The 12,847-nt window shown below is 43.1% G+C and carries 10 protein-coding genes; 3 read left to right on the top strand and 7 right to left on the bottom strand.

Features of this window, described 5'->3' with window-relative positions; all coding sequences use genetic code 11:
* The first annotated feature begins 422 nt into the window (after window positions 1-422).
* Both M4S28_RS20090 and M4S28_RS20085 read left to right on the top strand, forming a co-directional pair.
* Entirely contained in the window at window positions 423-926 is a 504-nt protein-coding gene (locus tag M4S28_RS20090) for an acyl-CoA thioesterase (protein ID WP_054545838.1), read from the top strand.
* Window positions 927-1,226: 300 nt separating this feature from the next.
* Complete coding sequence (locus M4S28_RS20085; protein ID WP_249633629.1) at window positions 1,227-1,472, top strand: hypothetical protein; 246 nt, start codon at window positions 1,227-1,229, stop codon at window positions 1,470-1,472.
* 9 nt (window positions 1,473-1,481) lie between these two features.
* Here the strand turns inward: M4S28_RS20085 and M4S28_RS20080 are convergent, their stop codons facing one another.
* From M4S28_RS20080 to malE, 5 genes are all read right to left on the bottom strand, one after another.
* The gene (locus M4S28_RS20080) at window positions 1,482-3,134 is read right to left on the bottom strand and encodes an ABC transporter substrate-binding protein (RefSeq protein ID WP_249633628.1); all 1,653 of its coding nucleotides are present in this window, start codon (window positions 3,132-3,134) and stop codon (window positions 1,482-1,484) included.
* Window positions 3,135-3,212: 78 nt separating this feature from the next.
* Entirely contained in the window at window positions 3,213-3,824 is a 612-nt protein-coding gene (locus tag M4S28_RS20075; protein WP_102466954.1) for an outer membrane protein, read from the bottom strand.
* A gap of 664 nt (window positions 3,825-4,488) precedes the next feature.
* The gene (gene malG, locus M4S28_RS20070) at window positions 4,489-5,379 is read right to left on the bottom strand and encodes a maltose ABC transporter permease MalG (RefSeq protein ID WP_017081399.1); all 891 of its coding nucleotides are present in this window, start codon (window positions 5,377-5,379) and stop codon (window positions 4,489-4,491) included.
* A gap of 11 nt (window positions 5,380-5,390) precedes the next feature.
* Window positions 5,391-6,962, bottom strand: a complete 1,572-nt coding sequence (malF, locus tag M4S28_RS20065; protein ID WP_104214893.1) for a maltose ABC transporter permease MalF — start codon at window positions 6,960-6,962, stop codon at window positions 5,391-5,393.
* Between the two features lie 81 nt (window positions 6,963-7,043).
* Window positions 7,044-8,228, bottom strand: coding sequence for a maltose/maltodextrin ABC transporter substrate-binding protein MalE (gene malE / locus M4S28_RS20060; protein WP_017084832.1), 1,185 nt, complete (start codon window positions 8,226-8,228; stop codon window positions 7,044-7,046).
* A gap of 664 nt (window positions 8,229-8,892) precedes the next feature.
* Here malE and malK point away from each other — a divergent pair.
* A complete protein-coding gene (gene malK / locus M4S28_RS20055; protein ID WP_004732014.1) occupies window positions 8,893-10,005 on the top strand; it encodes a maltose/maltodextrin ABC transporter ATP-binding protein MalK in 1,113 nt (370 codons plus the stop codon).
* Window positions 10,006-10,235: 230 nt separating this feature from the next.
* Here the strand turns inward: malK and M4S28_RS20050 are convergent, their stop codons facing one another.
* Together M4S28_RS20050 and M4S28_RS20045 are read right to left on the bottom strand one after the other, a co-directional pair.
* On the bottom strand, window positions 10,236-10,436 hold the full coding sequence (locus M4S28_RS20050) for a restriction endonuclease subunit S domain-containing protein (RefSeq protein ID WP_004732016.1): 201 nt from the start codon (window positions 10,434-10,436) through the stop codon (window positions 10,236-10,238).
* 208 nt (window positions 10,437-10,644) lie between these two features.
* A complete protein-coding gene (locus tag M4S28_RS20045) occupies window positions 10,645-12,561 on the bottom strand; it encodes a methyl-accepting chemotaxis protein (protein ID WP_249633627.1) in 1,917 nt (638 codons plus the stop codon).
* Between the last annotated feature and the right edge of the window lie 286 nt (window positions 12,562-12,847).

Here is a 12,847-nt window from a genome sequence, read left to right as displayed (position 1 = left end):
GCTGAATAACAAATATTTTTAACTACCACTTTAGTGGTAAAAAGACTAAAATAATTTAACTAAACCAGATAAACAGCGGTTAGTTGGCTAAAACAAAATAAGGTACCGCAATGAGTACCAAACGGCTTAGAAACACCTAGCATTATGCTAGGTGTTTTTTTTTGCAATCAACCTTTCTAACTGCCAACTCAACATTTATTGATTCTTACTCAATATGGCTAGGCACCTGTTCAATATTGCTTCATCCGCGTTTGCCACACGCCTCAACCGCCTTTAAACATCAATATTCATCCGTTCGTCACCCGTTTGAAAAAATAGTCTTAATCGTGAGAAACACCGCTTTAATTTATGTCATCTTAAGTATATTGTTATTAGCAAGTAACAAGCATGTTATACAGCACAATAATAATGAAGGAAGATAGATGAGCAGTAACAATAACCGACCAGATGGTAAACGAGACGTTACTCTGCGTTTTTTAGCTGAACCTGGGGATGTGAACTTTGGTGGTAAAGTTCATGGTGGCGCAGTAATGAAATGGGTCGATTTAGCGGCTTATGCTTGTTCTGCTGGGTGGAGTGGTAAATATTGTATTACCGCTTACGCAGGGGGAATTCGATTCGTTGCGCCAATCCATGTTGGAAACCTTGTTGAGGTAAGTGCGAAGGTCATCTATACCGGCTCATCTTCCATGCACATCGCTATCGACGTTCAAGCTAGCGACCCTAAAGAACTCAACAACCGCCTAACGACTCACTGTATCGTTATTATGGTCGCTGTTGATGAGAATGGTAACCCTACTAAGGTGCCAGAATGGGTGCCAGAAACGCCAGAAGACATTGAATTAAGAGATTCTGCTATTCGCCTAATGAACATGCGAAAGCAGATAGGTGAAGAAATGGAAGCGCACGTGAAGTACCTTAAATAAGGTCAATCACTAGCCCTAACCTACAAAACCTAATTACGATGCCAAGCACATGCTTGGCATTTATTTATCTAACTCAGATCCCCTATACAAACTCCCACAGACAAAGCTGCGTCTTAACCAATACTGCTTATCTCAATACTACTAATGTCAACAAGGCTTATATAGCGTGATACTCAGCCAAAGGTTGAAATGAACCTGCTGTTGTTGAGCGATTTGCTCAAACTGTAATAAAGTCGTCATTTAGCTCTGGTTAAATACCACCAATCATAATGGATGTATTTGAATTTCCCGGAGCTACTCTTGAGCGTCACACGCACCACTCTTAGCGAATCTACACTGAACAACCTCAAGGCAGTTGAGTACCAATGGGTCAGAACATTGTACGTAGAAGGTTACGATAACAATGAAATTAACCACTATATCCAGACTTGTTTTGGTGGGGACAACACGTTTGCGGATCTCTTTCGCCGTGTCGCACTCGATCAAGAAAGCATCTATGTGTTGTTGCAACACTTGGGCTGCGCTCCTTCTAGTAGAGAATTCTAAACTCAAAAATCACTGTTCGACCCAAAGTCGATAAAAGTCACTATAACCTGTGTTTCTTACTTGAACCCCTCTGACTTGTTGAGTTCTAGACATTTCTTCATAACCAGAAAATAACGGTAAATAGGTATAACTTAAACGTAAATTCCTTTCCATCTCCATCAACTCACTAGATGGTGATTCGCCACTTATCGCCCGTTTTATCTTAGCTTGATGCTCATCCATTTTAAAACGGTCAAAGCTAAATCGTAATCCCGTTGACACACTTAACCATTCGTAAGTTCCGTAATCAACAGGTGTCTCTATTACATCTTCAATAAGGAGAATATCCGCTAGTTCAGACACTAAATGAGGATTACTAATGTTACTGACGATAACAACTTCCAACTCCACTCCTGTTGAACGGATAACATTATGTAACCATTGAGAATTGCGAATTAAGTATGGAATAGTCCATTTGGGCTCAGCCAAGACAATCTTCCCTCTCAAGCTTGGGGCGTTTGCTATCATTGGACTAACTTTACAGGGATCAAAAGCCAAGCTTTCGACCGCATTAATAGGATCATGTAGCTGTTTTTGCTGATGGATATAATCGGCTAGTTGACGCCATGTATCTCGCGAAATGTTCGAGTCAGCCCTTTCTCGATAAGTTAAATAGAATAAAGCACTAATACTCTGAACCTCAACTTGGTCCGACGGACAATTAAAGCTAATCATATTTTGCATATCTGCATCGGCATGCGACAAAGTAACTCGTTCTAACAAAGCTCGGGTAGAGAAATAGTCTTTATGTGCTCGAAGTTGAATACTGTCTTCACACCAGTGTTCAATCTTGAACGGCCCAGTTCCAATATGGTAACTGTATTTATCGCCGAAACTTTGCTGATCTCGACAAACAATAGATGCGTTAGACATAGCTAGCATATAAGGAAAAAGCTTGTTGGCGTACTTGAGAGTAATAACTAAACAATTGGGTGCGACTGCATCTACGCGTTTGGCACATTGCCATAACTCTTTTATAGGGCCATTACCCTCAATTAAACGTCTAATACTCCAAACTACATCTTGAACTTGCAAAAGCTCACCATCATGTCGGTAAACGCCAGGACGTAGCCAAAGAGTCATCCTTGTATCTTCCATCACCCAATCATGAGCTAAGGAAGGCATTAGATCACCATCTGGACTCTGAACCAACAATACATCATATACGCTTTTTGCTATATGCAGTTCTGCATGGCGAAATGTCTTAATTGGATCAATAGTGTCTACCCACGGATAGGAAGCTATCAATACAGCATTACTTGATTCATTGGTTTGGTTAAGGTGTTCGGTCGCTAAAGTAAGAGCTCTGACTGCAGTCGAACCGTATAGGTCGACAAGACGCGATACTAGTTTAAAGCTGCCTTTATTTAGTTCGCTAATCAATAATTCGGTAATCGCTTGTTGCAACGATTTTTTAATCGTAAGTTTGCTAGGATTACTCCTACCTACTGCGGGGAGCCATTCTATCCAACCTTGTTCGGAGAGCTTTTTCATAACAATTGATACATTACGTTTAGAGGTGCATAGCGCAACCTCTAATTCACCTAAACCTATTGAATGGGATAAGTGAATCTCAAAATGCTTAAGCAACTGATCTAAGTGTCTAAGGTTTACATCATTCACAACAATTCCACTGCTATTTATCTCAGCTAAAACATAGCAAAGGGAGCCATGTATTCCTAGCTCCCTAGAATTTCAGTATTAGAAGTGGTAATTCATTCCAAGAGAGAAAACACTAATCTCAGCATCCACAGTGGCAGTCGCACCAAGCCCTTTTGCCACTTCTAGTTCTGGTATCATATAGTCCCATGTTGCTTCAATACGAAGATTATCTGTCAATGAAAAATCAGCGCCTAAGCCATATATGGCAGCCACTGTTGTGTCAGAAAATGTTGAATGACCAGAAGCACCAATGAAAGAGTTACTGACCTTAAATTCAGCATTGAAATATGCTACTCCTGCTTTCGCGAAAAGATTAAAACGGTCATTAATCGGCAAAATTACTTTAGGCTGGAGCGCTGCAAATTTCATGTCGCCGACAGTAACTGAATCACCGTCCAAAGCATCATAACCTCCAATTGAACCTTCCAAAGCAATATAACGGTTGAACTGATACCCACCGTAGATTTTGCCCGCTAAGCTTGAATCATCATCTAACTCTAATGAAGAGATGCTAGAACCAAATGGAGAATCAACAGAAAAGTCTGCACTTTCGAAATTTGCTTGACCAACAGATGCTCCAATATATGGGTTTGCGTGTACTGCTGAAGCTAGCATCAGGAGAGTTGTTGTGATTGTTGTTTTTCTTAACATTGTATTTAACTGCCTATCTAAGAATAATATTTATTGTTTTTGCACATCCTTTAGCAACCAATGCATTCCCTTTCACTGGGTTTCGAAACAGAATAATATTAATGAATAGGAAACGATTAAAACACGTAATTGTTTGCCATCTTTTTTCCACATATCTAAACAATTAAACACAACTGCTCACATTCAAGTTGTTAATCATAAAATCTCTTGGACTTTGGACTTTGGACTTTGGACTTTGGACTTTGGACTTTGGACTTTGGACTTTGGACTTTGGACTTTGGACTTTGGACTTTGGACTTTGGACTTTGGACTTTGGAGAATAGTGTGCTTAGATCACATATCAATGTGTAATTTAAGTATGAACAGTCAATATTTACGCTATACGTCGCATGCTAATTTGACTGAAGTGTTGTTCGGAAGTGAGGTTATTATAATTGAGACAAGAAATTAAACACTGGGCATAAAAAAACCCAAGTAAATACCTGGGTTAGAGTTACAAAAACCACTAATCATTAATAGCGTAAGGAACCTGATTAGCGGCCAGCTATGCGTAACCTGAGGGTTATTTTTATTACTGATCGGCGGCCAAACCAAATGATGTAATAAAAATGCCAATACAGAGCGACCTATAAGGTCGCTCTTTGTCTTTCTTATAGGGTACAGCTTATCCTTTTACACCACCTGCCGTCAAACCGCCAACTAACCAACGTTGAGCAAGTAAGAACACGATAGTAATCGGAAGTGCTGAAAGTACAGCCGCTGCCGCAAAGTCACCCCATAGGTAGTTCTGAGGATATAGGTATTGCTGCATACCTACCGCTAGCGTGTAAGAGTTCACATCGGTTAGCAGGATAGATGCTACAGGCACTTCACCTACTGTAGCGATGAACGAAAGAATAAACACAACCGCTAGAATTGGCACAGACAGTGGTAATAGAACCAATCTGAATGCTTGCCAAGGCGTTGCACCATCCAGTGCTGCAGCCTCTTCCAACGAGTTATCAATCGTCTCAAAGTAACCTTTAATCGTCCAAACGTGCAGTGCTATACCGCCTAAGTACGAGAAGATTAGACCACCGTGCGTGTTCAAGCCTAAGAACGGGATGTATTGACCAAGCTTGTCGAACAGCGCGTAAATAGCGACTAGAGCCAGTACTGCTGGGAACATTTGGAAAATCATCATCGCTTTCAGGATAGTTTCTTTACCTTTGAAGCGCATACGAGCAAATGCATAAGCCGATGTTGTAGACAATGCCACAATAAGAAGCGACGTCACACCCGCGACTTTAATTGAGTTCCATAACCACGTTAGTACTGGGAATGGAGGTGGTGTCACCGAGCCGTCAGCATTCGTTACCGACATACCAAGAGCCAGTTTCCAGTGCTCCAGTGATGGGTTATCGGGAATCAAACTACCGGTTGCGAAGTTACCTTCACGGAACGAGATAGCGATGATCATCAGTAGTGGGAAGATAATCATTGCCAAGAAGCACCACAACACTGCATGCGTTGCCCACACTCGGTATTTAAGGCCTTTACCTTGTACCATAGCCATTGTCGTGCTCCTTAATCTTGAGACAGTTTAGTGAAACGAAGGTTTAGTAACGCAAGTCCACCAACCAATAGGAAAATAAGCGTTGCGATTGCACTTGCTAGACCAAAGTCTTGACCGCCGCCGCCTTCGAATGCAATTCGGTAGGTGTAGCTTACAAGCAAGTCTGTGTAACCCGCTGGCTCTGAGGTGCCAATCATGTTCGGGCCACCGTTCGTCAATAGTTGAATCATTACAAAGTTATTGAAGTTAAAGGCAAACGCTGCAATCAATAGCGGTGTAAGCGGCTTAATCATCAATGGGAATGTAATACGCTTGAAGTTATCAAGGAAGTTCGCACCATCAATCGCTGACGCTTCGTACAAATCCTCAGGAATCGCTTTTAGTAGACCCATACATAGAATCATCATGTAAGGGAAACCTAGCCACGTGTTAACCATCAACACCATGGTTTTCGCAAGAATTGGGTCAGAGAACCAGTTCGGGCTTAAGCCGAAGATATTCTCAAGCACCATGTTGATCTCACCAAAGCTCTGGTTGAATAGACCTTTAAAGATAAGAATCGAGATGAACGCGGGTACTGCGTAAGGCAGAATCAGTAGAACACGATAGATTGAACGACCTTTTAGCTCTTCCCATTGCACGATATTCGCAAGTACAAGCCCGATAACAAGTGTGAACGCTACGGTACATACCGAGAAGATCACCGTCCAAATAAAGATGCTGATGAATGGTTCTTTAATACCATCATCTTTCCAAACACGTTCAAAGTTATGTGTACCAATATTAACCACAAAGCCCGGGGAGATTGTGTTACCAGTAAACTCACCATTGGCATCAACAGGTTGATAGAAACCCTCTTCCATATTTGGCTTGAGAACTTCACCCGTTTCATTGTTGATTAACGTTTGTTCATCGTCTTGTAGCGTGTAAAGCGGAGCAACAGAAGCAAACTTACGTAAGCCACTCATGCGGATGTCATCACCGTTAGGCAGGTGGAAATCAACCGCATTAATCGCAGCACGGTTTTGGATGATCGCTTTGATCTTCTCTTTCTCACCTTGTGCAGACTCAATTGCAGATAGGTCCATCTCTGTTGCACTCATATCTTCAAATGAAAATACGTCTGTTGCTAACAGCTGGTCGCCATCTTTAACAACGATCTGGTGACCGTCATCAGTCTTGTACAAAGTAAATGGGTAGCTCTCACCGCTTTGGAATGAGCGATCTAAAAGAACGGTTTGAGTACGCTCTAAAGACAGTTGGTTTTTTGCGCTGTAGTTAGTGAACGCAAGCCCGACGGTATAAGCCAATGGGAAAAGAATGAACAAGATCATTCCGGCAATACCCGGGTAAATATAACGGTGGGCGTAAGTTTTCTTACTGCCAAAAATGTAAAGTGCCAAAGCCGTTAAAATCACAGTAAGCAGCGCAAAAGCGAGCTCACCGCGTGAATACATTAGAATTGTAGCGTAGCCGTTAATTAAGCCAACACTACCAAGCAACCCCCATTTGATGAAGACGCTTTTACTGCCTAGAAGGCTTGATGGTGCTGGGATAGCATCTGTACCTTGAACTGACTGCATAGAGGAACCTGCTAGCGATATAGATAAAAAATAGAAAAGTAAGGAGAGGTTACCCTCTCCTTAAAAGGTAGTGCTTGGTTGTTACTTAGTCATACGACCTTCAGCAGCTTTTAGTGCTTGGTCTACTGTTTGACGACCGTCAACTACGTTACCGATCGCTTCTTCCATGCTGTACCAGAACGTTGTGAACTGAGGGATGTTAGGCATGATTTCGCCATTCATCGCGTTGTCCATGGTTGCTGCAATACGAGTGTCGCTGTCTAGTTGACGTTGGAAAGAGTTAAGAGCAACAGCGCCTAGTGGCTTGTCGTCATTCAGGCTCTTCATACCTTCATCAGTTAGTAGGTAGTTTTCCATGAACTCAACAGCTAGGTCGCGGTTTGGAGAAGCAGTGCTGATACCACCAGCCCATACACCAACGAAAGGCTTAGATGCTTTACCGTTGAACTTAGGTAAAGTTGCTACGCCGTAATCGATGCCAGCTTTCTTGATGTTTTCCCAACCCCAAGGGCCGTTGATTGTCATTGCAACGTTACCTGCAACAAATTCAGACTCAGCAACTGAGTAATCCATGTCTGCAGAGATAACTTTGTCTTGTACCATCTTCTCGATGAAACCTAGAGACTTCTGAACACCTTCAGTCGCTACGCCCGCATCTTTAATGTCGTAACCTTCTGCAGTCTGTTTGAATGCGTAACCGCCGTCAGCTGCAAGTAGAGGCCATGTGAAGTAAGCGCCGCCACGTAGAGGCCACATGATCGCTTTTTTGCCATCTTTTTTAAGTTCAGCATCAAGTGCTGGGATTTCTTCCCAAGACTTAGGTGGGTTAGGAACAAGCGCTTTGTTATAAATTAGAGAAACTGACTCAACCGCTACTGGGTAAGCGATTGTTTTACCTTCGTATGAAACAGCGTCCCATGCGAAGTCTACGATACCTTCTTTAATTTCTTTAGAAGGTTTGATATCAACAAGAAGCCCCGCTTCTGCATAGCCGCCAAAACGGTCGTGTGCGTAGAAGATCATGTCTGGGCCATCGCCAGCCGCTGCAACTTGAGAGAACTTCTCTTCTAGTTTGTCAGGGAAAGCCACTGTTACTTTAACACCAGTGTCTTCTTCGAAGCGTTTACCTACTTCAGCCATGCCTTCATAAGCTTTGTCACCACCTACCCAGATTGTTAGTTGTCCTTCTTCGATAGCAGCATTTGCACCAAAAGAACCCAGAGCAACTAATGTTCCTAGAGCTACAGCGCTTAGAGCGTTTTTCATGTGAATATCCTTTTTATATTTATACGTAGGGCACATCTACCAAGACGAGCCAGTTTTCAGGGCTTATGATCTGAGAAAATAGACTCTAACTCATCATCCTAGCCACTACGCCCTAGCTATTATGGCTTAATTTCGTGATCGCCATCCGGTCAGATTAGAGACTGAAATCACAAAATCCATACTCATCGTGATCAACATCACCGTTATGGGGTGGATTTATTTGAACTGGATCGCCAATTATTAATAACCCCATTTATCTACTCCTCCCCTACTACTCCCCCTCGTTAAATTTTCATTGGGAGGATGTACCATTGCGCCAATTCACCGAAACTGCATTCATCCAAGAGTGGATAGTAAGAACCCTTTACCAGCGAATGTCGTGTGTAACCGCACTGTTCATTTAGTTGGCTTCACTGCCCGCTGTTGTCTTTATTAAGCATCGAGCTAAATCTGTGATTGAATCGCGGGGGAGATTTAGCTGGATGTGGGGGAAATAGGCACCAGTTTGGCTATGACGGGTGGGCTTGGTTAAAGAATCCAAGTCTCACCCACTTTTTTCTTACTCATTCAATACTTACCAATTCCTACAGTTACTGCTGACCCAAAAATTTCTTATAATGATAAGCAGTAAAACTTAAAATTTGATCGATCGAGGACTAGCTAGATGGCGAGTGTCACGTTAAAAAACGTTTATAAATCATATGGTGATGTACAGATTTCTAAGGACGTAACCTTAGACATCAACGAAGGTGAGTTCGTAGTATTCGTTGGACCATCAGGTTGTGGTAAATCGACGCTATTACGCTGTATCGCAGGTCTAGAGGACATTACGTCTGGTGATTTGTACATTGGCGACCAACGCATGAATGACGTTGAGCCTTCAAAGCGTGGCGTCGGTATGGTATTCCAATCTTACGCGCTTTACCCTCACCTTAACCTTTACGACAACATGTCTTTCGGCCTTAAGTTAGCAAACGCAAACAAAGCTGAAATTGATAAGCGTGTTGAACATGCTGCAGAAATCCTTCAGCTTGGTCACCTTCTTGAGCGTCAGCCTAAAGCCCTATCTGGTGGTCAACGTCAACGTGTTGCTATCGGTCGTACTCTGGTTTCTCAGCCAAACGTATTCTTACTTGATGAGCCTCTATCTAACCTAGATGCTGCGCTGCGTGTTCAAATGCGTTCGCAAATCACTAAACTACAACGTCAACTTGGTTGCACCATGATCTACGTTACCCACGACCAAGTGGAAGCGATGACAATGGCCGATAAGATTGTTGTTCTTGATGGCGGTTATGTTTCTCAAGTGGGTAAACCTCTTGATCTTTACCACTACCCTAAAAACCGTTTCGTGGCAGGCTTTATTGGCTCGCCGAAGATGAACTTTATGTCGGTTCACATCGAGCAAGCTGAAGCGGAACGCGTACAAGTTCAACTTTCTAACGGTATGACTTTCTGGATCCCAGTTGATGGTACGACTGTCAATGCTGGTGACCGTATGTCTCTAGGTGTTCGTCCTGAACACTTGTTGTCTGCTGAAACAGGTGATGCGACGATTGAAGCTGAAGTGATGATGGTAGAGAAACTAGGTAACGAAACACAAGTGTACCTAAACCTCGAAAGTGCTGATGCTGACGTTATTTATCGCCAACCAGACACGTTGACGATTGAGTCTGGTGACAAGCTAGCGATTGGTATTCCTGCGCACCGTTGTCACTTGTTCCATAGCGATGGTCGCGCATGTCGTCGCTTGTACAAAGAGTACGGCACCGACTAATCGGTTCGCCTTTTTAAGATATAACTTGCCCATATCGAATCCCTCTTACCAAGTAAGAGGGATTTTTTTGTTTAAAGACGCCAACTACTTTCGCTTTGATGGTTTAATTTTGCGCACCGCTCAGTTAGCTTTTCGCGCGGCAATAAAAAAGGCCTAGCGGATGCTAGACCTTTATCTGTTTGAGCTAAAAGCCACCCTACCTAAACGATATAGGTTGGCCCTGCAGAAACTTAGTGGATTGGCGTATCACTTGTTTTGTTGAACTGGCCAAAATGCTTTTCTAACACTTCTGGTGTTAGTTTGCCTTCCGCTTCTAGTCGCTTAAATTCAGCAACGATCGCTTTTTGCTCTTCAATTGATGGCAGTTTTACTTCTGGCTCATCGCCCATCTCTTGAGTCATCTGCTCTAGTTCTTTTTCAAAATCGCTCATGATACTTACCTAAATATTAAACCTAATCAGATTTTACTCATTTACGCTCTGTGATGCTAGAGCGATTAAGTGCAAAGCCCGAAACCAGATCAAGCTAAGGCCAGTTAGAAGAAAACAAGCCCGTAAATCAAAAGAGCTGGATTCACGATTAAATGAATCCAGCTCTTCGTCTATGTCTCTTTCTAAGCCATGCTACAGCTTAAAGGAATTAAAGCTTAAACGAGCCAACCATCTTATCCAGACGTGAAGAAAGGTCTCGGAGCTCTTGGCTCGCTTCAGCAAGCTGCTCAGCGGTACCCGTTGTCACTTCATTGATTGCGTTAATCTCTTCAATGTTCTGGTTGATGGTATGAACTACGGTTGATTGCTCTTCCGTTGCCGTTGCGACTTGCGTGTTACGATCGGTGATGTCTACGATGCGGTCCGAAATGCCACCCAGTACATCTACGGCTTCATCCGATGCAGCTACACCTTCAAGGGTAATGACTTTACCTGTACTCATTGCTGCTACTGCATCTTTAGCATCGCTTTGCAGTTGGTTGATCATCTTCTGAATCTCTTCCGTCGAGTCTGCCGTGCGACTTGCTAGATTTCGTACTTCATCTGCTACCACGGCAAAGCCACGGCCTTGCTCACCGGCACGCGCTGCTTCAATCGCTGCGTTCAATGCAAGTAAATTGGTTTGCTCTGAAATATCACGAATAACACCCAGAATGGAGCCGATATCTTGTGTTGTTGAAGCAAGTTGTTCAACCACTTGACCCGTGCTTTCGATATCTTGCGCTAAACGGCTGATCGCGTCTTTTGCTTTGTTCACCACAGAGCGACCGACTTCCGTATTGCCTGACGCTTGTGTTGCCGTTTCTGCTGCTGTTGCCGCGTTCGATGCAATCTCGCTGATGGTCATACCCATTTGGTTAATTGCAGCAACCACTTGAAGCGTTTGGTCGCGCTGTTCTTGGCTATTGTCGTGGGTGATGTGTGCTTTATTCGAAACACTCTCTGCTGCCACTTGAAGCGCTTGGCTTGTCGAACACACCTCTTTCATCGACTCATGAATCTTTTCAATGAATCCATTAAAGCCTTTTGAAAGCTGTGCAATTTCATCGTTGCCTTTCACTTCGATACGTTGCGCCAGATCGCCATCACCTTCGCCAAGGTCACCGAATCGCTTAGCCAGAAGTTTAATCGGTTGAGTGATGCTGTTCGCCAGAACTACGCCCATTAGGATAAAGACTAAAGCCACGATAGCAGTCATGATCAGCATCTTTTGCGCAGTCGCGTCTAGCTCAGCAAATACTTCGCCTGTTGGTACCACACCAATAACAAACCAGTCCATCGACGACACATACAAACTCGCCACAAACAGTTCTTGTCCTTGGCTTTCAGTGGTAATCAGATTGAAGCCCGACTTGTTCAATAGTTGGCTTGATTGAGAGCCGTAAAGTTGTTGAAGTGAAGAATCGCTACGAGAACGCTCACGGTGAATTTGTACATCACCTTGGCTATCGGTTAAGAATACGAAGCCTGTATTTTCAATCTTAAAGCCATTGAGTAAGTTAACCATGTCATCCATCGATTTTGATAGACCAGACATCGCCAAACCAGAAGGCTGCTGATAGTTAGCAAACATCTTCACTTCGCCATTCGCTTCTTGGAACATGCTCACCATGGTTGGCTGTCCAGATTGCGTAAAGCCAAAGAACCAACCATCTTGTTGTTGGTTTAGCTGGCGTAAGAAACCATCTTGGTTCCAGTAGTAAGCTGTTTGACGGTTCGCTACCGAGGCATCGTTCAGCTGATATTGGTTACGCACGTTATTCAGTTGTTTAACCAGTTTATTTTCTAGCTCAGCATCGCGATCGGTCGATTCGATAGCATCAGAAATGAATTCATTTGAAGCAATTTGCTCCGCAGCTAACAATAACTGAGAGACTTCACGGTCAATTTCACCATTGATTCGCTCCAACATACCGGGAAGCTCAATATCAACTAAACGGTGGCTCAATACATCTCTTGCTTGCTGTTGTGCCATCGCGCCGACAATCACTGTCGATGCAAGAACCGCAAAGGTAATTCCAATTACAACTTTTTGTTTGATACTCAGAGAGTTAGTTTTAAACATATTTGGACCTTTAAAAGAATCGCTCGTTATTGGTATACCCTGAACAGGACTTTTTTAGTGCACTCCAACAAGCAATGCACAATCTGAGTGATGTATCGGCCAAAACCAATAAAACTAGAGACTTTTCTCTCAAAAAAACTGCAAATATTATGTAACAATCAAAACCATTCAGATTGGATATGAATTAACTGAGCAAATATCGTACTGTCGAGAATCGATTTTAGCTCTCAGCCCTGATATCTAACCGAACTCAAACAACGACCTCCCCCCGAGCTTTTGTATATAA

Source organism: Vibrio sp. J383 (assembly GCF_023503985.1).
In the GTDB taxonomy this organism is placed as follows: domain Bacteria; phylum Pseudomonadota; class Gammaproteobacteria; order Enterobacterales; family Vibrionaceae; genus Vibrio; species Vibrio splendidus.
The sequence above is the reverse complement of the archived record's forward strand: the minus strand, read 5'-3'. Positions and strand labels throughout refer to the sequence as shown.